Annotated in this window: 16 protein-coding genes; 7 read left to right on the top strand and 9 right to left on the bottom strand. The window is 47.7% G+C overall.

Annotated features, from left to right (window positions below):
- Positions 1 to 67: 67 nt before the first annotated feature.
- Positions 68 to 2323: a glycoside hydrolase family 127 protein gene (locus QD47_RS04540; RefSeq protein ID WP_044644998.1), complete on the bottom strand. Its 2256-nt coding sequence runs from the start codon at positions 2321 to 2323 to the stop codon at positions 68 to 70.
- 130 nt (positions 2324 to 2453) lie between these two features.
- Here QD47_RS04540 and QD47_RS04535 point away from each other — a divergent pair, with 130 nt between their 5' ends.
- From QD47_RS04535 to QD47_RS04505, 7 genes are all read left to right on the top strand, one after another.
- On the top strand, positions 2454 to 3347 hold the full coding sequence (locus QD47_RS04535; protein ID WP_044644997.1) for a helix-turn-helix transcriptional regulator: 894 nt from the start codon (positions 2454 to 2456) through the stop codon (positions 3345 to 3347).
- Positions 3348 to 3519: 172 nt separating this feature from the next.
- On the top strand, positions 3520 to 3975 hold the full coding sequence (locus tag QD47_RS04530; RefSeq protein ID WP_044644996.1) for a PTS sugar transporter subunit IIA: 456 nt from the start codon (positions 3520 to 3522) through the stop codon (positions 3973 to 3975).
- Position 3976: 1 nt separating this feature from the next.
- On the top strand, positions 3977 to 4294 hold the full coding sequence (locus tag QD47_RS04525) for a PTS fructose transporter subunit IIB (protein ID WP_014279235.1): 318 nt from the start codon (positions 3977 to 3979) through the stop codon (positions 4292 to 4294).
- Positions 4295 to 4410: 116 nt separating this feature from the next.
- Positions 4411 to 5526, top strand: coding sequence for a PTS fructose transporter subunit IIC (locus QD47_RS04520; RefSeq protein WP_044644995.1), 1116 nt, complete (start codon positions 4411 to 4413; stop codon positions 5524 to 5526).
- A gap of 55 nt (positions 5527 to 5581) precedes the next feature.
- The gene (gene mngB, locus QD47_RS04515; protein ID WP_044644994.1) at positions 5582 to 8257 is read left to right on the top strand and encodes a mannosylglycerate hydrolase; all 2676 of its coding nucleotides are present in this window, start codon (positions 5582 to 5584) and stop codon (positions 8255 to 8257) included.
- A 46-nt stretch (positions 8258 to 8303) separates the two neighbouring features.
- Positions 8304 to 10271 (top strand): BglG family transcription antiterminator, encoded by a 1968-nt coding sequence (locus QD47_RS04510; protein ID WP_044644993.1) that lies wholly within the window; start codon positions 8304 to 8306, stop codon positions 10269 to 10271.
- A 215-nt stretch (positions 10272 to 10486) separates the two neighbouring features.
- Positions 10487 to 11029: a GNAT family N-acetyltransferase gene (locus tag QD47_RS04505; RefSeq protein WP_052646715.1), complete on the top strand. Its 543-nt coding sequence runs from the start codon at positions 10487 to 10489 to the stop codon at positions 11027 to 11029.
- A gap of 205 nt (positions 11030 to 11234) precedes the next feature.
- On the opposite strand, the gene lacZ is transcribed toward QD47_RS04505, so the two are convergent.
- The 8 genes from lacZ to QD47_RS04465 form a co-directional block, all read right to left on the bottom strand.
- On the bottom strand, positions 11235 to 14282 hold the full coding sequence (gene lacZ / locus QD47_RS04500; RefSeq protein ID WP_044644992.1) for a beta-galactosidase, LacZ type: 3048 nt from the start codon (positions 14280 to 14282) through the stop codon (positions 11235 to 11237).
- Between the two features lie 56 nt (positions 14283 to 14338).
- Positions 14339 to 15163, bottom strand: a complete 825-nt coding sequence (locus QD47_RS04495) for a carbohydrate ABC transporter permease (protein WP_044644991.1) — start codon at positions 15161 to 15163, stop codon at positions 14339 to 14341.
- On the bottom strand, positions 15160 to 16056 hold the full coding sequence (locus QD47_RS04490) for a carbohydrate ABC transporter permease (protein WP_044644990.1): 897 nt from the start codon (positions 16054 to 16056) through the stop codon (positions 15160 to 15162). The genes QD47_RS04495 and QD47_RS04490 overlap by 4 nt, the downstream gene beginning before the upstream one ends.
- Positions 16057 to 16158: 102 nt before the next feature.
- Positions 16159 to 17448 carry an ABC transporter substrate-binding protein gene (locus tag QD47_RS04485; protein WP_044644989.1) on the bottom strand — a complete coding sequence of 430 codons (1290 nt, stop codon included), beginning with the start codon at positions 17446 to 17448 and terminating at the stop codon, positions 16159 to 16161.
- Positions 17449 to 17882: 434 nt separating this feature from the next.
- Positions 17883 to 19694, bottom strand: a complete 1812-nt coding sequence (locus tag QD47_RS04480) for a cache domain-containing sensor histidine kinase (protein WP_044644988.1) — start codon at positions 19692 to 19694, stop codon at positions 17883 to 17885.
- A 39-nt stretch (positions 19695 to 19733) separates the two neighbouring features.
- A complete protein-coding gene (locus QD47_RS04475) occupies positions 19734 to 21293 on the bottom strand; it encodes a response regulator transcription factor (protein WP_044644987.1) in 1560 nt (519 codons plus the stop codon).
- Positions 21294 to 21532: 239 nt separating this feature from the next.
- The gene (udk, locus tag QD47_RS04470) at positions 21533 to 22168 is read right to left on the bottom strand and encodes a uridine kinase (protein ID WP_044644986.1); all 636 of its coding nucleotides are present in this window, start codon (positions 22166 to 22168) and stop codon (positions 21533 to 21535) included.
- Between the two features lie 75 nt (positions 22169 to 22243).
- A complete protein-coding gene (locus QD47_RS04465; RefSeq protein WP_044644985.1) occupies positions 22244 to 22765 on the bottom strand; it encodes a ClbS/DfsB family four-helix bundle protein in 522 nt (173 codons plus the stop codon).
- Between the last annotated feature and the right edge of the window lie 130 nt (positions 22766 to 22895).

Raw genomic sequence — 22895 nt, 5'->3', positions numbered from 1 at the left:
CCGATGAAGGGCTTTATTCCAGAAATCCGGTGGGCGATGGGAAGCACTATCCGACTGCGTAGTGGCGCTATAGGTAACTTTTGATTATCCGCAATCCGGCAACTTTCGCAACCTTGCCTTGTGGATGGGCTGTGAATTGAATCGTAACTTCATTCTTTTGGCTCGTCACAGGCAGTGGAAGCTCATACGCGAACGTTTCAAATTTGTTCATTTCCTCGGACTTCAGCTTGCCTTCTCCTAACCTCTGACCATCTGCGGTGATGTCAAAGTCACGATGAGAGCGGTTGGAGTCTTTCAGATAAGTCACCGCTAATTGGACAGGCTCATCCGGGAGCACCTTCATGACAAAAGAAAACCAGCCCCCAGGCCATGTATCGCGATATTTACGGTTATAGATGGACCCCAGACTCACATGTTCGCCCGTAAAGGCATGATCCCGTTCAGGCTGCATTTCAGCAGGTTGCACAACATCCACCGTAAGTCGCTCCAACTCCAACTGGTACGCTAACGCAGTGCGGTATTCCGCCTCTGTTGATGCCCATTCTTCCTTGGAAAAGAGGTCCCAATAAACGGTATAAGAACGATCATACATCTGATAAAACGGGCGAAGCTCCAAATCTCTGACATAGCCTACATCGTTCATAAGGAATGTATTAGGCTCGTTCTCGTCAGCAATCAGTTTCGTTGTCAAAGAGTCGGCCGATCCAATCAGAACAGACGCAAGCAGATGCTCCTCGTTGGACTCCGGTGCGACAGGCCCAAGGTCCCCGGCCAGCACAAGCGGACCGTACATAAAGGCAATCCGGCGCGGATTATCCGGCATTTCCTCGACTCTTACTGTCATAGGAATGTCGTACTCGACCGTATCCCCATCGTTCCATTCCCGTTCAATTACAACATAGCTGGTAGGACAAGCCTCTGCGGCATACTCTTCTCCGTTGATTTTAATCATCATACCTTGCTCCGCCCAATGCGGGCATCTTAGCTTGATCGTGAACAATTTGGGCTCCTTGCTGATGACGCGCAGCGTTCCCCGACCATTTTGCGGAAAGAGAGTTTCTTGTTTGAGCTGTACGCCCATCTCATCCCACGTCACGGTCGAAGGGACATATTGATTAACATAGATCGTTTTTGGCGTGTGAAAATAAATCGCAGTGCCGTACATGGAGTGGCTTTCCATCCCGGACCCGACACAGCATGTAAAATCCTCATATTGAGAATTGAAGGACTTGTGTCCGCCCATTTCCAGCGATACAAAATAGCATACACGTCCATCGACGGGCTGCTGTGAAGCCAGAATATGATTGAACATTGCCCGTTCATAGTAGTCTGCATACGCTGCATATGCGTCCCATTCGAACATATGCCTCGTTAATTTCAGCATGTTGTAGGTGTTGCAGGTTTCGCAGGTACCTTCGCCCAAACGGTCATTCAGCTTCCCCGGTTCACCAAAATGCTCATTATAGCTATTGCCGCCAATGACATAGGAATGCTTGTGAACAACCCGATCCCAAAAAAAGCGGGAGAGATCCGCATACTGCGGTTTCCCAGTCATTTCATATTGCCGTGCAGCGCCAATGATTTTGGGAATTTGGGTATTGGCATGCCGTCCTGCCAACGTATCGTGGTTTTCTGCCAGATCGTTCAGCACTTCCCCATGATAAAAGCGTTCCGCCAGCTTCAAGAAGCGCTCTTCCCCGGAATGTTCGGCCAGATCCGTCAGCACCTCGTTCATGCCGCCAAACTCGCAATGAAGCACCTGCTGCACCTGATCATCGTTCAGCCCTTGGAATACATCCTCCAGCCAGTCACCGAGTTTGATTTCCATCCGCAAAGCCTTGGGATGATGCGCGAGCAGATGGGCATCCCGCAAGCCTGCGAAGAGTTTATGCATGGTGTATAGCGGTACCCAGCCTCCGTTCAGATCAAAGCCCTGAGAGCGTATATCGCCAGCCTTCACTTCCTCGAAAAGCTCTTTCCCACGCGGAATCCCGGAAATGTATCCGTTTCCATGATTGTTTTGGCATATTTCCAGCTCGTCGATGACATAATGTACTCGTTCAAGCAGCTTTTCGTCACCCGTTGAGGCAAACATCAGCGAGCAGCCGGACAGATAGTGACCGAGGGTATGCCCGCTGATGCCGCGGGATTCCCAGCCTTCATAGTGAGCCGCTTTGGGCTCCAGTCCTGCATATTCACGAAAGCGCGATAATAAACGGTCGGGTTCCAAACTCAGCAGATAGGCCGCATTCAGCTCCATAGCATGTAAAAGTGGGCCGGAATCAATGCTTACGTTATGCAATTCAAAAGCTTTTGCTTTCAAAATTATCGCTCCTTAGCTAAGATGAAAGTGTATATTTCTCCACTACATTAGCATTGCCATCGCGGTATGTCAGTAGCTTAACCATACAATGGGTGGACAAATCCGAACATGAACCTAAAGAGGCGATAAAATGACTTATCTGAAAGTAAACGTGGATGCACCCGTTCAGCTTATCTCAGCAGGTGAGTTTATTTCCGAGGTGCCCTGGAAGCATATGAGTCGTTCTATAGAGAACTTCGAGCTGATCCTTGGTGTGCGGGAGACGGTATATATACGGGAGGAACAAGAGCATTTTGAGATCGGGGAAGGAGATATTGTGTTGCTTTATCCCGGTCGTACACATGGAGGATATCAAGAATCGTTGCCGGGAGTAACATTTTACTGGTTTCACTTCGATGTTCCCACGACCCCAAATGTATTATCTAATGAAGAAATGAAGCGGGAGACCCGTGTTATGGATGCTCATTTGCAGCGCCATGGCTTTGTACGGGATATCTATATACCGCAATGTGTACGCGCAGGCAATGGAGACCGGATTCATATAATCGTCAATCAGATTCTACACGTAGCCAATTCGCACTATCTTACGTATCACAGTGTAAATTATCTGTTCACCTCGCTGCTGATTGAGATATCCGAGCTGGCTCTCAGCCGCTTGACCTCCAGTCCCGCCAGCCCACAGGGGAATGTGAGCTTCAACAAGATTATCGAGTGGACCCGTATTCATGCGGAAGAACCGATAACCGTGACGGATTTAGCCCGAAAATTCAATTACAACAAGGATTATATATCCCGTTTGTTCAAGCAAAATACAGGTATGCGGCCCTTGGAGTTCATTCACAGCATCCGTATCAATAAAGCCAAGGAGCTGATTTCCCGTACCGATATGAGCATTAAGCAGGTTGCGGAAGAAGCGGGATATACGGATGAAAAGTATTTCATGCGTCTGTTTAAAAAAATAGTGAATATGACCCCTTCGCAGTACCGGAATGCCTATCATAAAACATTTATGAACAAAGTCTGACGAGAAGCTAAAGCGCCTTGTGCGCTTTTTTTCTTTTCCATTCCCAAAAATTAACTCTAATGCATTTCCGCTTGGATAGGGAAATTTTATAGGTAAAACATTAGAGGAGAGTCGGCTAGAATGAACTTGTAAGCGTTTCACTTATAGATAGAAGGGAGGAGAGACATCCACCATGATTACTAGAGAACAGATTTATCTGGATAAGAAGCTGGAGACAAAATCGGCTGTATTTGAATTTATTGCCCAAGAGGCTGAGAAGCTGGGTGTCACCGTCCATAGAGAACAGCTGGTGCAGGATTTGTGGGAAAGGGAGAAGGTATATTCGACGGGCCTTCAGGATCAGTTTGCCATACCTCATACGCAGAGCGAAGCAGTCACAAGACCAGCAGTTCTGGTTATCCGATTGCAAGATAGTATTGATTGGGCATCTCATGACGGTAAGCCTGTCCAGTATATTTTCAGTATTTTAGTACCAAAAGGCTCCGTGGATGTATCCCATTTGCAAATTATTTCCTCACTCGCAACCTTGCTATTGGAGGATTCCTTCAAAGAGGCGGTGGCGGGTGCCAAGAGCGGCGATGATGTGTATCATTTGCTCGAACAATATACAGAAGGGTTGGTGTCATAAAATGAAAATTGTAGGCGTTACATCGTGTATAGCAGGTTTGGCTCATACCCCCATGGCGGCAAAAGCACTGGAAAAAGCAGCAGCACAGCTCGGTCACAACATTAAAGTGGAACAGCAGGGTGCGCTAGGCCAGGTGAACAAGCTTACGGAGGAAGAAATTGCAGCAGCGGACTTTGTACTGATTGCCTCGGACCAGACGGTAAAGGAAGCGGAGCGTTTTGAGGATAAACGAATCGTTCGTGTCAAAATCGGTCATGCGGTCAACAATGCGGAAGCGGTTCTCACCAAAGCGGTGGAAGCCATCTCGGCTCAAAAATAAGGCCAAGGCTGGGGAACAGCAACATGTAGTAAAAAGAAAAGCAGCAGCGTAGCTGCCTTGAATAACAACCGATTAGCCTTTGGATAACAGTAGTATTCAAGATAGGAGAGAACATGATGAAAAAATGGCTGAGTGAAGCTAGAAAGCATCTAATGACAGGCATTTCCTACCTCCTGCCAGTTATTATTGCAGGTTCCTTGATTGTTGCGGTGTGTAAGATTATTGGACTGACGATGGGGGTCACGGACTTCGGTCCCTATGCCGATAAAAGCGGATTTCTTCATATTTTATACTTGATGGAAAATGTCGGCTGGCGCGGAATTGGGTTGCTGAACATGGTGCTGGCCGGATATATCGCCTACTCGATTGCTGATAAGCCTGCGCTTGCTGCGGGGCTGATTGGTGGCGTACTGGCACAGGAAACGAATGCTGGTTTTCTGGGCGCGCTCGTTGCCGGGTTCTTTGCCGGATACCTCACCCTGTGGGTGAAAAATAAAGTAAAAATCACAGGCCCAGCCGCTGGTTCTGTTCCACTGATTATTCTACCGCTCATTACCGTAGGCTTAACGGGGATTCTCATGTCCGTCATCCTGGGTGGACCGCTCAGTGCGATTAACGAAGGACTGGTTAACTGGATCAAGCATATGAGTGAAAGCGGAACCAGCACCCTCGTGCTTGCCCTGATTTTGGGCGCCATGATCGGGTTCGACCTTGGCGGTCCTGTCAATAAAGCAGCCTGGATGGCGGGAAATGCGTTATTCCTGTCAGGTGTGTACTTGCCTAATATTTTCGTAAACATTGCTATCTGTATTCCACCATTGGGCTATGGACTTGCGACTCTGATTCTGAAACGCCGTTTTTCCAAAACGTATCGGGAAGCTGGAAAAGGCTCGGTCATCATGGGCATTATCGGAATCACTGAAGGGGCTATTCCCTTTACGTTGCGCAACCCTGCCAAGCTGATTCCGTTGAACATGATTGCCTGTGCGGCAGGTGCGGCATTGACAGCTTTGTTGGGCGCACATGTCATCATGCCTCCAATCGGCGGCCTGTATGGCGCGATATCTGTAGGTACTCCGTTTGCTTATCTCGCAGGAGGGATTACGGGAGCTTTAATCATTGTAGCGGGAACCCTGCTCGTCAACTTCCGTGAGGAAGAAAAGCAGCATGCAGATACAAAAGAAGCGTCCGTCAAGAAAAATGGAGAAGACATCGAACTGGTATTTGACTAAATTATTCCTGAACTTCACTAGATAGAAGATAGACAACACGGAGGGAGATAGAGATATGAACCGTACGAAAGTGCATGTCATTCCACATACTCACTGGGATCGGGAGTGGTATTTTACCACTTCCAGATCCAAAGTTTACTTGGTAAAGCATGTGAAAGAAGTGCTGGATGCGTTAGAAAATGTAGACGAATTCAAGTATTATCTGCTGGATGCACAAGGGTCCTTACTGAATGATTACATCAAATGGTGTCCCGAAGACGAGGAGCGCATTCGTCGTCTTGTAACGGACAAGCGCCTGTTGACCGGGCCGTGGTATACGCAGACGGATCAGCTAGTCATTTCCGGCGAATCCATGGTCCGCAATCTGTACTACGGTATGGAGACGGCGCAGAAATATGGTCATGCGATGAAGGTCGGTTATGTGCCGGATGCTTTCGGTCAATCGGCGCAAATGCCGCAGATTTATCAGGAGTTCGGCATTCGCCATTTTCTGTTCTGGCGCGGGGTGGCAGACAATACGAACCCGAAAACTGAATTTTTGTGGAAGGGCTCGGATGGGAGTCAGGTGTTTGCGGTTCAAATACCGTTTGGGTACTACTATGGCGGTAATATTCCGGAGGAACCCGGAGAACTTGAAGCATATCTGGACAGCCAAATCGGTGCGCTGGAAGAAAAAGCGTCCACTCGCCATATTTATTTTCCGAACGGCTTCGACCAAGCGCCTGTCCGCTTGAACCTGCCGGAGCTGATCCGCAAGTTCAACGAGCTTGACCCGGAACGGGAATATGTGATGAATGAGCCGGAGCGTTTCCTTGAAGAAATTGAAAAGGACAGCAGCGAACTTCCTGTGCTGGAAGGAGAGCTAATGGAAGCGAAGCATATGCGTATCCATAAGTCGATCTTTTCTACGCGGGCTGACCTCAAGCAGCAAAATAACTATATTGAAAATTTAATTGTAAATACGCTGGAGCCTGTACTGTCGATCAGTCATGCACTGGGACATGACTACCCGCATTACATCGTGAAGGATATCTGGAAGCTGATGTTTGAAAATGCTGCCCATGACAGCATCGGTGGCTGCAACAGTGACACGACGAACCGGGATGTGGCTTTTCGCTACAAGCAGGCGCGGGATATCGCGGAAAATCTACTGGAGCTGCATAAACGCCTGATTGCTTCAAAGATTAAACAGGAGGAGACTTTTGCCTTCACCATCTTTAACACATTGCCTTATCCCCGTAAGGGCGTTACAGAGATTGATGCTTATTTACCGGAGGGAAGCTTTGTAATTCGGGATACGAACGGACAGCAGCTTCCGTATACGATTACCGAAAAAGTGGAACAGACAGACTATGTGCTTGGTCAGCATATTTACCTGAATCCGAGCAAAAAAGTGTATCTGCCTGAACGTGTATTCCGTGCGAAGCTGCTGGTAGAGCTTCAGGAAGTACCTGCTATGGGATATACGCAGATTGTATTTGATTTCAGTTCGACCGGGGATGCCACGGAAGAACACAGTAACGGAAACTGTATTGAAAACGAATTTTATAGCGTAGCTGTACAAGAGAACGGGGCATTAAGCATTACGGATAAAATCTCGGGACGTGTGTACGCGGATCAGATGGTGTTTGAGGAAAATGGGGATGACGGAGATTCCTATAACTATTCTCCGCCGGAACGTGACCTCACCATTTCTTCGCTCGGTGCTGATGTGGAGACGGTGACATCTAAAGGTCCGGTAGCCGAGGAGCTGTCCCTCCGTATGAAGCTAAAGGTTCCGTACGATTTGAATGAACGCGCCGCTGCTTTGACTTCTGCCGTGCTACCACTACAGGCATCGGTTTCCCTGCGGAAAGGTGAACGCCTGATACGTTTCTCGGTGGATGTGGACAATCAGGTGCTGAGTCACCGTCTGCGGGTGCTATTTGACACTGGGATTGCTTCCAAGCTTTCTATTGCGGATCAACCGTTCGGGGTCATTGCCCGTCCGACAACGCTGGAGGAGGTAGAGGTGTGGGAACGTGAGCAGTGGACGGAAAAACCGATCACGATTGAGGCTCTGCAAAGCTATGCTGCGCTGAACGATGGTTCCCGTGGAGTAGCGGTGCTGACCGGAGGAGTACGAGAATATGAGGTCATTGGCAAAGAACATGATACAATAGCGCTGACGTTATTCCGTACTTTCGGGTTTATGGGCAAGGAAAATCTATTGTACCGCCCGGGACGCGCTTCGGGAGAAAAGATCGTAGAAACGCCGGATGCACAGCTCATTGGCGAGCTTTCATGCACTTTTGCCCTGCATGTGCATGAGTCCGGTTTTGATGAAGCAGATGTAGCTAAAGTGGCCAAGGAATATTTAACGCCATTGACCAGCTACCAGCTGTCTGACTTCCTGAATGGTCGTTTAATTTTCGCCTTCCGTGACGAAGAAAGAATATTCGAGCAAAGCTACAGCCTTCTATCCTTTAGCGAGGATTCGAATGTGATCCTGAGTGCCTTCAAGAAAGCAGAGCATAATGATGGATATATTGTGCGTGTATTTAATCCTTATTTGGAGAAGAATGCAGTCGGACGCATCGCATTCGGTGAATCGGCCCACTATGAGCTGGCTTCGCTGGATGAGCGCTCCAAGGGAGAAACGTTGGCCTCATCGGATGCCGAAGGCGCACCATTGCCGGAGTTGGGGCATTGCAAGCTATTAACGGTACTGGTTACACCTGAATCGAAGTAACACGGAAACAAAACATAGTTTATCGGAAAGGAGGTCTTGAATCTACATGAATTTTCCCTACAAACGCTTGAAAAAGCTGTACCAGCTCGTCAGTGGAAACGATCAGGGCTGGTCTTGGACCACCAAAGCACTGTCTGAGCGGCTGGAGGTCACAGAGCGGACGATCCGCGATGATCTCAAAAAACTGGGCGGTATTCTGAATGAATATGGAGCACGTCTGGAATCCAAGAGGGGCAGCGGCTATACAATCATGGTCGTTGATCCCGAAAGATACCGTTTATTCGCTGAGGAAGGTCAGGAAGAAACGGAGGTAAGCGGGCGGCTACCGGGAGCACCGGAAGAACGCATAAGGTATGAGCTATTCAAGCTGCTGAATACGGGAGAATACGTGAAGATGGAAGACCTCGCCGACGAGCTGTATATTAGCCGGGCGACCATGAATAATGATTTTAAAATCATTCGGCGGATTCTGGATGATTATGCTCTCACCCTGCGCACCAAGCCGGGATATGGCGTGAAGGTGGTCGGGGAAGAGAAAAGTATTCGTTACTGTCTCGCTGAGTATGCCGATGTACGCGATGAAGAAGGACAACGCAGCGGTATGCCTTTGGAACAGCAACAGCTGTTTCAGGGGCTGGATTTACCGCGAATCCGTGCAATTATTTTGAAGCATCTACGGCCCAACGGCATCAAGATGGCGGATTTGGCGCTGAAGGACCTGATCACCCATCTGGCGGTTATGGTACTGCGAGTGAAGGAAGGACATGGATTGGAGCGCTTTGAAAAGGTGGCAGGCGGTCAGCGGGATATTGAACTGGCTACTACCATTCTGAGTGAGATGGAAGAGGCTTTTGGCATCACCTGTCCTTTAGGGGAGCTGGATTATGTCCTGCTGCATATCGTCAGCAAAAAGATGGCCGAAACCGAGTGGGAGCGTCTCCAGTCTGACCGTCTCTTCCTGGCTGTGCGCGAGATGCTGACCTTTGTCTACGAGCGCTTCACCTATGATTTGCGTGACGATGAACGGCTGTCCCGGGATTTGTTTGTGCATCTGAAACCGATGCTGACCCGGCTGGAGCATGGCATGAACATGCGTAATCCGTTGCTTGGGCATATCCGCAAGTATTATCCGCTTGCTTATGAAATCACGGTCGGTGCAGTAAAAGAACTGCAAAAAGCATTTCCGTATGACATCAACGATAACGAAATCGGTTATTTGGCGCTTCATATTGGAGCTGCTTTGGAACGCAAATACAATATCCCACATCGGCGTCGTAAAACCGTGTTGCTGGTGTGCGGCTCCGGCTACGGAACCGCCCGGATTTTGGAATCCAGATTGCGTTCCCTGTTCGCTGAGCTGGATGTATCCCGAGTGGTCTCACTTCGGGAATACGAGGAAATGCCTACTGTCGACGAGGATTTGATCGTATCCACGATCCACTTGCAGCAGCGTAAGGATAAGCCGTCGGCGGTGATCAGCCCGATTCCTTCGGAACGGGATATGGAGACGATCACACGGATGGTGCGTGCGAGCGATGAGGAGCAGGAAATTTCGCTGCTGCGGTATTTTGACCAGGACTTGTTTATGACCCGATCCGATCGGCCGAAAAAGGATGCTCTGATTGAAGAAATGAGCGGTATTTTGAGGCAAAAAGGAGTTGTGACTGACAAGTTCCTGCCAGCAGTCATGGAGAGGGAGAAGCTGGGATCTACGGCTCTGGATCGAGGTATGGCGATTCCCCATCCTTTGGAGCTTAGCTCTAACCGGACGGTCGTAAGCGTGTGTCTGCTGGAAAAGCCGATTCAATGGGATGCCAACCATGAGGTCCATGTTGTATTCCTGCTTTCGATCTGTAAAGAGGATTACGAGCAGGCGATGGGGATTTACGATCTGTTCGTAGAACTGATCCGTCAGGAAGAAACGCTAGAACGATTAAAGCATTGCCATTCCTTTGATGCCTTTATGCTAATAGCCCGTCAGGTGCTTGCAGTCAAGAGCAATGATTTTCATTGAGGGCTGAACACATCATCCTCTTTCATATGAAACGAAAAAAGGGACCCCAAAGGGGCTGTTATAAAGTAGGAAAGGAGCTGCGACTCCTTTCCTACTTTGTTTTTTTGGAGTTATTAATAAAATGATCCTAATATACACCACTTATCGAATCAATTACCGAATCTTCATCCTGTGATATAATTCTCTCAATATCATAGTAATGAAGGATGGTGCAGATGTCGGAGCAGCGAATATACGTCCGGTTCTCTGAGGAGGCGGACGCCGCAGAATTAACAGCAATGTACAAGCGCAATCGGGAGTTGTTTGAGAAGTTTTCGCCAAGCAATCTAGAAGAGTACTATACGGAGGAGCACCAGCTCCAGAAGATTATTACGAGCAAGGCCGACATGATGGAGGATCGGAGATATTCCTTCGTGGTATGCCACAAGGAGGGCGACCGGATTATAGGCAGCATAGGGCTATCTTTTGTGGTGAGGGGACCGCTTCAGAGCTGTATGATCGGATTCGACCTAGACCAAGCTTATAACGGCAAGGGCTATATGACGGAGGCGGTGAAGCAGGCGGTGCGTTACGCTTTCGATGAGCTAAAGTTTCACCGGATCGTCGGGGAAGCCTCTCCTCGGAATCCAGGATCAATCCGTGTGCTTGAGAAGGCTGGCTTTCACAAAGAAGGCATCTCTCGAAGCAACGTAAAGATCAACGGAGAGTGGGAGGATCATCAGGTTCTGGCGATTATAAATCCGTCAGAGGATATCTAGTTTCCCAAAGTGAAAATAATCTATGATTTATGGCTCAACTAACGGGATACGTTAGTTGAATGACAACAGCGGCAGTCTAAGACTTTATTTTCACTGGACAGCTATTTGAATTACAAAAGCCCTTCCGATGCTCCTCTCGTGAGAAGCCGGAAGGGCTTAGCTTGTTGCATAATGATGATCCTGATTATCTATGCGGTGAACTTATTTACACCCGTTGCACGGTAAACTCAAACTCCAGCTTCTGATCGGCTGCAATTTGGTATTCCTCGTGTACGGGAGCGCCCCAGCTATCGTCGCCGCCGACACCCATTTGCTTGCCAGCCACCGTGACGACGGTGTAGTAGACGTTGGGCAGCTCATACTGATGGTATGCACTTTCCAGCTCGAACGCTGTGTACGGTGAAATATTGCATTCCACAGGCGCGGTTGCAGGTGCAGTTATACGAATACCTCGCTGAGAATCGTCAGTAATATCGACACGGCGTACGCCTGTACGGTTACCGGATTCCTGTGGCACGACATAACCGGATACGTTGTCCGCTGCTTCGTTGTGGAATACGCCGAGTCTTGCTCCGAAGGCCCGGTCGATATAGTTTTCCTCTGGTCCCATGGCGTACCAGTCCAAATGGCGGTAGTCTGCTGGAACCTTGAAAGAAAGAGCAAAGATCGGCAGGTTAGGCAACCCGGATACGCCTTCATAAGTGGATTTCACTTTCAGGCTGCCATCGGCAAAGACGGTATATGCCACTGCTACCCGTACGTCTGCATGAATGCTCAGTGTATAGCGGAACGTAACGGTTACGTGATCAGTTTGCTCCTCCGTGACTTCAATCCCCACGCATCTGCGTGTTAGACTCGCAGCAAACCAACCGCCCGCTTCAAACCCAAGCGCTACACCTCTGTCATTGTCCGTGGTTGCACGCCAGAACAATGGGGCAGGAGGAATGGCGATCATCTCGCGTCCAGCGTAGCGCAGTGAAGTCAGGCTGCCTGCTCCTTTGGAGAACATGATACTAAAATCTGCACCGTGAACGCCGATGTTTACATCGCCATGCACGACTCGAATGCTGCCAGCAGGAACAGTCTGTGGACGTGTATCTTCCACGATGAAAATATGCTGTCCAAAGGCTACTTCATATCCGGCCTCCGCCCAGAGCGTAGCTTCTTTCAAGACCAGAGACGTGTGAATAACATATTCACCAGGCGCGTCTATTCCAGCCGTATCTGTCAGCGTCAACGGAATATGAGCTTCTGTCTGTGCCGCTACATCCACATGAATTACGTTCCGTGCGATTTCGTGGCCTTCATGAAGCAGGCTGTGTACCAGCTCGTAGTCATCCGTTCCCTCGAACAGATTTTCATTGCGAATCGTCACGCCTGTGCGATCCGGCGTGAGCTTCAGATTTTGGTACAGGAATTTGACCTCCTGCATCTTCGGTGAAACCTTCCGGTCCGCATAGACGATTCCGTCCGTACAGAATCCATAGTCTGTGGCCCGGTCGTCAAAGTCGCCGCCGATAGCGAGGTACTCGCGTCCATAGCGATCTTTTTTCATGACCGCCTGATCAATATAATCCCAAATAAAGCCGCCCTGATACAGCTCGTATTTGTTCTCCAGCTCTGTATACTTGTGCATACCGCCTACGGAATTACCCATCGCATGCATGTATTCGCAACTGATATACGGCTTTTGCGGATTGTCGTTCAAATACTGCTCGATATCTGCGGGCTTGGCGTACATCCGGCTCTCCATATCGCTGGCATCATCGTACGTGCGGTTGTGGAATACGCCTTCGTAGTGCACCAGACGGCTCGGGTCGGTGGCTCTGAAATAATTGGCTACATTCCGCAGCACTTCACCCGCATAGGACTCATTGCCGCAGGACCAGATCAGGATGGACGCATGGTTTTTGTCCCGTTCCAGCATGGAAATGGCGCGATCCATAACGATATCCTGCCACTCAGGAAGATTGGCTGGAATATTCCACGAAGGCTCGACTGCGCCAAGCTTTTGCCAGGAGCCGTGTGTTTCCAGATTCATTTCGTCAATCACATACACCCCGTACTCATCACACAGCTCATACCACAGAGTCTGGTTCGGATAGTGAGAGGTGCGAACCGCGTTCATATTGTTTTGCTTGAGCGTACGAATATCCCATAGCATATCTTCACGAGAAATCGCACGTCCGGTGCGAGCGTTGAATTCATGGCGGTTCACGCCTTTGAAGACGATCCGCTTGCCGTTCAGATGCATCACCTTGTTGATCAGCTCAAACTTGCGGAAGCCAATCTTCTGCGGAATGACCTCCACCAGTGTCCCGTCCGGCTCGTGAATTTGGATGAACAACGTGTACAGGTAAGGCTTTTCGGCGCTCCAGCGCTGGACTTGATCCAGTGTTGCTGACAGCGAAGCCTTGCCATCTGTAAAATCCGCCTTCAAAGAAGCTACAATCTGGCCCACAGCATCTTTGACATCGACGGCTGCATAGGCTGCTACTGCTTTTTCCAAGGTCAGCTCCAGCTCCAGAAGGCCCTGCGTATACGAGGCGTCCAGACCGGCCTTGGCATGCAGATCACGTACGTGAACAGACGGGATGGTGTACAGATATACGTCTCTGAAAATACCGGAAAAACGCCAGAAATCCTGATCCTCCAGCCATGCTCCCGTACTTCTCTGATATACCTCAACCGCCAGCTTGTTTTCGCCTGCTTGCAGGAACGGTGTCAATTCAAAATCGGACGGTGTAAAGCTGTCCTCACTGTACCCGACAAATTGCCCGTTCAACCACACATAGAAAGCCGACTCGACGCCTTGAAAAGAAATGAACACAGGCTGCGTGTCAGAAGCCATATGTTCCGGCAAAACAAAGCTTTTGATATAGCTCCCGACCGGGTTGTGATCTTCCGGAATATGTGGTGGGCGAACGTCCGAATGTCCGTCCCACGGATACATCGTATTCACGTACTGCATTTGGCCGAAGCCTTGCGTCTGAATATGACCCGGTACCTGAATGTCGCTCCAGCCGCCGTATTCGAAATCAGGGGCATGGAACTCAACCGGACGGCTGGCCGGGTTCGTAGCATAGTTGAACTTCCAGCTACCATTCAGGCTATGACGCCAGACCATATCGGCCTGGCGTTCCGCTTCCTGAAGTGTAGCGTAATATTTATGATCGGAATAGGCAGGCAGACGATGTACTGCAAACTTGGTTACGTCGGTTAGCCAATCCAGGCTGGGGGTGTGGATGGTCAAGGCGAACACTCCTTATTTTTAAATTAAAATGAAGGGATTTCACAACAGCGAATCCGTTATTTTACCGAGCCTACCATACCCGCTACAAAATGCTTCTGCATCAGGAAAAATACCAGTGCAGTCGGCAACGTGGACAGGACGATAGCGATCATAATCACACCATAATCTGGTGCATAGCCGGAGCCGAGGTTCGAAATCAACAATGGAATCGTTTGATTTTCAGGCGTTTGCAACACGATCAGAGGCCAGAGATAGTTATTCCAACTCGACATGAACGTGATGATAGCGGCAGCGGCATAGGTTGTTTTCATCGTAGGCATATACACCCGGAAGAACAGACCCAGCTCGGACAATCCGTCCATACGACCAGCTTCCAGCAAGTCCTTCGGAAACATCTTGGTGCTTTGACGGAAAAAGAAGATCAGAAACGCCGTAGTCACCGTCGGAATGACGACAGACGAAAGTGTATCAATACCGATCCAAGGCAGTGTATTGGAGATACTGCCGAACATCCGATAGAGCGGGATCATGATCGCCGCAAACGGAATCATCATAGACATCAGCAGGATATTGAAGACAATATCCTTGGCTTTACTTTTGTAAATTTCAAAGCCATAGCCTGCCAGAGAGGCAATCAGCATCGCCAGCAGTGTCGTGGAAATCGAGATTTTCGCTGAATTACTCAGCGCAGTAACGATATCCACTTTTTCCAGTAGATTGTGTATATTATCCATCAGATGAGAGCCAGGCAGGAGTCTGCCCTTCGTCACATCAACCGACAGGTTGGTGGCGCTGGATAGCATCCACAGGAACGGGAAAATCGAAACGAACGATATAATGATCAGAAAGGCATACGTAAATAATCTTTTCGTTTTCATCATTTTTTCTCACCTGCCACTTTGAACTGGATGATCGACAAGATAATGATCATAATGACGATGGAGTAGGATACGGTCGCCGCATAACCAAAGTCGGATGAATACTTGAAGGACAGGTTGTAGATATATTGCGAAATAGAAGATGTCGCGTTCCCCGGCCCACCCTTGGTAATATTCATGATTTCATCAAAGAGCTGGAGTGTACCAATCGTCGATGTAATCGAGGTGAACAGGATAATCGGCTTAAGCAGTGGAACCGTAATGTTGAAAAACTGTCGAATAGGGGAAGCACCGTCAATACGGGCCGCTTCATAGATGGAGCTGTCAATATTCTGGAGACCAGACAAGTAAAAGATCATATTGTAGCCGGTCCAGCGCCATGTGATCGCAATAATAATCGTAACCTTGGCCCAGAAAGGGTCTGTAATCCATTGGATCGGCGTGCCAATCACATGTAGATTCAGCAATAAGGAGTTTACCAGACCGTCAGCCGAGAACAAATACTTGAACACAACGGAATAGGCTACCAGCGATGTAATACAAGGCAAGAAGATGGCTGTGCGGAAAAAGCCCTTGAATTTAAGATTTTTATCATTTAGCAATACCGAAATGAACAGAGCCAGAATCACCATCAATGGCACCTGGAAAATCAAATAGATAAACGTGTTCTTCACGGCGGTTATAAACATGCTATCTGTGAACAGACGCTTGTAGTTATCAATGCCGTTGAAGGTCAGATTAGACCCCGTGCCTGTCTTGAAGGACAAGATAAGTGCCTGGATCATCGGGTAGAAATAAAAGGCTGCAATCATGATCACTGCGATGGATATGAACAACCATCCTGTCATACCTGCCTTGAAACGCGATGTCGTCATTTTGGGTGTGGCTGTCTTCATAACCATATCAACTCCCTATGCAGCATTAAAACCTTGAACTCGCAAGCCCAAGGTTTTAAGTGCTTATCGTTTTATTGTTTAGCCTTGGCTAGATGGACTGTCTTATTTAAGCTGTGCTTCTGCTTGTCCTTGAGCATCTTTCAGAACTGTGTCTACATCTTTGCCGTTCAGGTAGTTTTGAATTTCAACGGTCATGATGTCCTCAATTGCATAAGTGTGCATGCCATAATTGACTTTTGGAACTTGTTTGGTCCATTCTGCGAATTTCTTGTAGACTTTGTCGCCACCGAAGTACGGATCTGTCTCGTCATAAGCTTTACCGCTGGAAGCTGCGTTTAATGAACCGACAATTCCAATTTTGCTCAGCATATCTTGATATAGATCTTGATCTGAACCGAATGTTTCTTTCAGGAAATCAGCAGCGGTATCTTGACCGTCTGTATTCAGGACATACCAGGAGCTGCCGCCGAGGCTGGAAGCATTCACGGATTCAGGTACATTTTTCAATTTAGGGAAAGGAACAACGGCCCATTTACCCGATTGTGAAGCTTCTGCTTTGATTGAAGGCGTAATCCAGTTACCTGTTGGTACGGAAGCAACTGCACCGCTATTAAAGGCTGCCAGGAATTGACTCCAGTCGGCATTCATTTTAACAATGTTCGCATCGAACAAGGATTTGTACGTCAAGAGCGCTTCTTTCAGAGCTGTATTACCTGCCAGGTTTGGTGTTTTACCGTCTTCTTTCAGGTACCATGAACCTGCGGATTGGATCATACCACGGATCAGACCGAGGTCGTTTGGATCTTGAGTCAGCATATCTTTACCTGTTTTTTGTTTTACTGCTTTACCGATTTCAATAAATTTGTCCCAATCAATGTTGGTCAGGTCAGCTACTTTGTAGCCAGCTTGTTCCAAATAATCCGTTCTTACATACAGACCCATAACACCGGAGTCGAAGGGAACACCGTATTGCTTGCCGTTGTAGCTGGTCGGTCCGATTTTATAATCGGCGAAGTCGGATGCTTTGATCGAGTTGCTCATATCATGGAAGGAATCAGGATAGGCTTGCAGGAAGTTTTGTGCCCGGTAATCCTCAATCAGAACCACGTTAGGCAATCCTTTGGTAGAACCGGAGTTAAGACCGGCATTCATTTTTTGCACGATATCATTTTGAGCATATTCAACAATGTTTACGTTTACATCAGGATGTTTGGCGACGTAGCGATCTTTCGCCAGCTTTAGGGCCGCGATATTGAAGTTCGGGTCCCAAGCCCAGACCGTGATTTCTTTCTTACCGGAATCCGTGGTGGTCGCGGCTTTCTCGGAATTGCTGGAACATGCAGATAGCAAGATCAAGCTTGCGATCAGCAGAAGGAAAGTCATTTTTTTCATTTCGTTCAACCCCTACTCTTTTTTTATAATCATTTAAAACTTATTGAAAGCGGTTACCTTGTTTATGAATCTAGTTTATCATCCTTGCTCTGCTGGCAGTTAGGAATATCTTTATACGGATTTGTCTTATTATTATGATTTATCAAAAAAGGTACCGCTTACATTTGTGCTTTTTTTAGATTTAGGTATTTTTTTTAGATTGAACTAAAGTTGTACACGAAGCGCCACTGCGCGGTCGGATGGTGCTTCCCATCGCTGTTGTATCCAGATTTCTTTATTCAAATTATATAAGGTTAAAATCCGGATAGGCGATGCTTCCGAAGTGAGCTTTCCTATAGAAAGCTTTTAAGGCGACCGCTACGCTTGTACAGCACCATTCCGCCCACTCCGTTCTTGTTCCACCTTCTTTGTCTTTAGTTCAGCCTATATTTTTATTAGATAGGAGAGGCGGGTTTTACGATCAATGGCAGTGTCATTTTCACTTTGGTACCCTCGCCTTTTTTGCTGGAGATGGTCACGCCATACTCTTCTCCATAAAGAAGGGTAATGCGGTTGTGTACATTCTGGATGCCGATACCAGTGAACAGTTGGCGCTTGCTTTTAGGATTGGGCAGTCCGTCCTTTGCCGTATGCCCGTCCAAATCCATACCGTCTCCGTCATCGGCCACCTCGCAGATTAATGTATCGTCTGTTTTGGACACCAGTATATAGATGTGACCCGCGGTTTTCTCATTAAATGCATGGAAAAACGAGTTTTCGATAAAAGGCTGAATAATCAGCTTGGGCACATGGTACTCCAGACAATCCGGCGATACAAAATAATTCACCTGTACCCGCTGTCCGTAGCGAACATGGTTAATGAACACATAATTTTGCATGTTGGCCATTTCCTGCTCGATGGTGATCGTTTCGCTCACATTGCTGATTGTATTTTGCAGTAGGGAAATGAGCGCATTGATCGTCTCAGCGGCGGTTTCCTTGTTTCCTTTGAGCACCAGCATTTTGATCGAAGCCAGTGTATTGTACAGAAAATGCGGATTGATCTGCCGTTGCAGTGCAGCGAGCTCTGCATTCCGTTGTCCTTTTTGCGTCTCCAGCAGCTTACGAATGTAGTCATTCAGTTCATCCAGCATGTAATTGTAGGCATGACTCAACTGCCTGACCTCATAGCTGCCCGTTACCGGGAGATAGTTATCAAAATTTTTCTCGCGGACAGTCGACATTTGCTTAACCAGCCGAGTCAAAGAACGAATCAAACGCCGGGAAATCAGAAAAACGATCAACAAAGCAATCAGCACGATGCCAATGCAGATCAATACAACAGATTTAACGTCAATAATTTGTCCGATTGCGGTTTGCCTGTCAATCATGTTAACCAGGTAAAAATCATACGAAGGAATATAGTTGGAAAGGAGGATACTTTCCTTGTTCATCACGTTCGCATTCATGTAATTTAGCCCTTGCTCATTGATTTTTGTCGCATAGCCCAGCAGCTCACGGGAGTGTTGTCCGATCAGGTCCTGACGGTTGCTCGACACAATGAGTCCCGATTTATCCAAAATAAGTACATCATTGCCGTTGCTTGTGAAGTTGTTATAGAAGCGGCGGAATTCGGGCTCGCGAATGGCAATGTAGATCATGCCATACAACGTACCGCTAGTTCGCTCCATGAATGCCCTGGAGGCGATAATATAGGGTGTGGGTTTCTGTCCGGTATTATTCATTTGCTGACGAAGTAAATCAGTATCCAGCTGATACATAAGTCGTGTCGGCTGTGCCGCGCTTCGGGCTGTAATCAAATTGTTCCTGAGCTCCTCCGCAGTTACCGGCCAGTAGGACGAGTCGGAATAGAAGCTTCGGCCGTTCATGCCCGTTATGGCGACACTGACATCATAGGCGTCGACATTTGATTTAATCTGCTTCATCTGCTGTGCCATACCGAAGTAGATGCGTGCCGAGTTAATGGAATCGAATTGGCCGCCTGTCAGATAGTTTTTGACCGTCCCGTTTTCCGAGGCATGGGTTACGGCATTCACAATCGAGTCATTGAAGGACTCAAAGCTGGACTGAATCTGGCTAAGTACCTTGGCATTCGTAATACTGAATGTCTCGGCAAAGAGTCGTTCAGACATTCGAATCGTCACCAAAGTGGTCAGCAAGGACACCGCGGTGATGCTGACCACCATAACGACAAATATTTTAAAGAACAGACCTTGATATTTGATTTTTTGCATATACCTTTTCATATTCAATCTCTTTTCTGCTGGCAGATATGCGTTTGCTCTCTAATGGAGATACTCCCGGCGGTATTGACTGGGGGAGTAACCCGTTACCTTTCTGAACACTTTGGTAAAATAGCTGGGGTCCGAATAGCCGACGGTGCTGCTAATATCCGAAATGGACATCGTACCCGACCGCAGCAGTTCCGCAGCCTTTTCAACCCGAATTTTGTTCAAATACTCGCTGAAGCCCTCTGTATGATGCGCTGTAAAATAGCTCGACAAATAGGAGGGATTAAAATGAAAATATTGACCGAGTGTCGTCAAATTGAGCGTCTCAGCGTGATGCTCCTCGATATATTCCAGCAGCTTCTTCATGCTCGCACTGCTTCCTTGCTGCGTTTTAGCCAAAATCTGCATGTTCGCTTCATCTAAAAAGGTCTCCAGCAATCGCACAGCTTCATGTACATGAGGTGCATCATTTATGGCTTTGAAATAGGAGTATTTTGCCGCATCCAGCTCTTTCATATCATACCCCTGATTCCCGAGCAAAATCGTAATGTTAAACACGATGTTTCCGAGAAGAGATTTGAATTCAAAAGCGGTGGAGGTATAGTTGTGGGACATGGCAGCTACATAAGACCTTAAGTCCTGAAAGGCCGTATCAAAATGCTCGCGCTTCATCTCTTCTGTGAACTGCTTTAAGTTAAACGAGCTGTTTACCTGAACAGGCTTGGGAAGCTCGTCTTCCATCAGGAGCGCAGTTCCCGGGAAGTAAAAGCGATAGCTGAGCAGTTTGGGCAGTTCATCCTGATAGACCTCGCTCATTTGATTAAAATCATCAAATAGACGGCTGACCGCCCAGCCCGTCTGTGGCTCGACTTGCTTCGTCTCCTGAGCTACTTCCCTGACTGCAGCCATCCAGGAGTGTAATTCACGCGGATCAAGATTGGCCAAAAAAACAGCCGCATTTGCATCAGACGGCAGTCGCCGCAACACGATTTGTTCACAGGCAGATGTCACTCGATCAGTGAGCTTGGAAAATAGGTCCGAGGCAGGGTGGGACTGGCCTTTCCGCTGTGGTTCCACCTGTTCCACGCCTATGAGTGCAAAACGGACATACGGAAATTCCTGTTTCAGCAGTTCCATATCATAGTCGATGCTATAGCCGGAAATGAGCTTTTCTATCACATGATCCATCGTAATTCGATTATCCCCGGCATCTGCTTGATACTGAATAGACGGAATTTTGCGGGCCGTTCTCTGGAGCACTTGCAGCAGCTCATCCGTGTCCAGCTTGGGCTTCAAAATGTAGTCAGCAACACCTTGCTGGAAGGTGGATCGCACGTAATTAAACTCGCCGTAGCTACTGAGCACAATGACCTCAATATCGGGATAGTTCTGTCTGACAATGCGCGTCAGTTCCTCGCCATCCATGATAGGCATCACGATATCCGTAATGACAATATGCGGGCGCAAAGTTTCAATCAGCTCTAACGCTTCTTTTCCATTAGAAGCCTCGCCTACAATGCGAAATCCATACTGTTCCCACGATAAGTGATGCTTGATCCCTTGCCGTACCAATATCTCATCATCTACAATCAAAATATTGCATAGCTCTTTCATGGCAGCACTCTCCGTAATTATACCTATTCAAAAAAAGACCTCCATTAAAGCGGACGTCACATCATTTGAGGCACATAATTGATAACGCTTCCAAATCGGCTCGAATATAAAGTATTTAATCTTTACATGCTAACATAAATCGGATGGGAATCCAAAAATAAATTAGTTCAAATGGCATATAAAACGACAAAAAAAGGCCATCGAGAAGATCTCGACAGCCTGAACAAACCGGGATTACCCTAAACCGTACCCCATGTCCGATCTCCTGCCAAATATTTTTCAGTCAAAATAGACAGCAGTTGAATGCCAACCTCATTGTGGCCTCCCTCAGGAAGGATCAGGTCCGCGTATTTCTTGGAGGGCTCAATAAATGCTTCGTGCATAGGCTTGACCGTACTCAAATAGTGATCGTGGATTGACTGAATGGTGCGGCCGCGCTCTTCAATATCCCGAAGTACCCGGCGAAGAATACGCACATCCGGATCCGTGTCGACAAATACCTTGATGTCGAGCAGTTGACGGAGCTTTTCGTCAGACAGCACGTGCAGACCCTCCAACATAACGATATGATTCGGCAGAAGCTCTACCGTCTCGTCTGTAGAACGCGCATGAACCGTGAAGTCATACACTGGCGCGTGGGTCGCTTGTCCTTCTTTCAGACAATGAAGATGCTCAATAAGCAATTCGTTGTCAAAGGCAAACGGATGATCATAATTGACCAAAGCACGATCATCATAACTCAGATGTGAATGGTCTTTATAGTAGTTATCCTGAGATATGAAAGTCACTTTGTTTGATCCCAGACGTTCAACGACAGCGCGTGCTACCGTCGATTTACCGGAACCCGTACCGCCGGCAATACCAATAATAAGCATGGCGTTTCACTTACCCTTCCCTGAATATATCCCGATACAACTCAAGTATTGTAGCACAACATGCACTTTTTTTCATCAATGCAGAGCATTGTATTTCTTCCATTTTCGTATCTTGGCTCTGAATGTTTTAAACGGTGCCACTGAGTTGATGTGAATCCATCTAGCCATGGGCCACTTCGGATTACTGCCTGTCCACTTGTGAACGCCCTGCGTAAAGAGTTCTTCATGACTTAGCGTGTCAATCCAATCCAGCCACTTTTGCTCTGTCAGCTTGAATAGTTGGCGTAATTCACGTAAAGAGTGGTGGGTGTAGGTTTTGTAAAAGGATTGGTAAAGCTCGCCTAGCCTATTCCATTTATAATTTGGTGCAGGCATAATGACGGGTTTTCCTTCCTTTTCGTCCCTGTCCCATGACATGACAAGATGAAGCCATCCAAGCTGGTAGGCAATGATTTCTGCGGGTGTTTTGTCTACTTCGGATATCCGGATATCCTTTTGGTTCTCGTCAACCTCCTTGTATTCACTGTCTAACAGTAAGTAGGAGGCATGAATCGCTTCTTTTAACTCGGCTTTGGAAGCATAGTGATAGCTGGGCATCTAATCACTCCTATAGGTTCTTTTCATTATGTCGACCTCTTTAAATGTATCACTTTAAACATGCAACCTTATGGCTTATTCAAAAAAATATTTTTTGTGGTTTTATGAAAGGGTATTTGGTATATTCACG

Source organism: Paenibacillus terrae, assembly GCF_000943545.1.
Classification (GTDB): Bacteria; Bacillota; Bacilli; order Paenibacillales; family Paenibacillaceae; genus Paenibacillus; species Paenibacillus terrae_A.
This window is presented reverse-complemented; position numbering and strand designations above follow the sequence as displayed.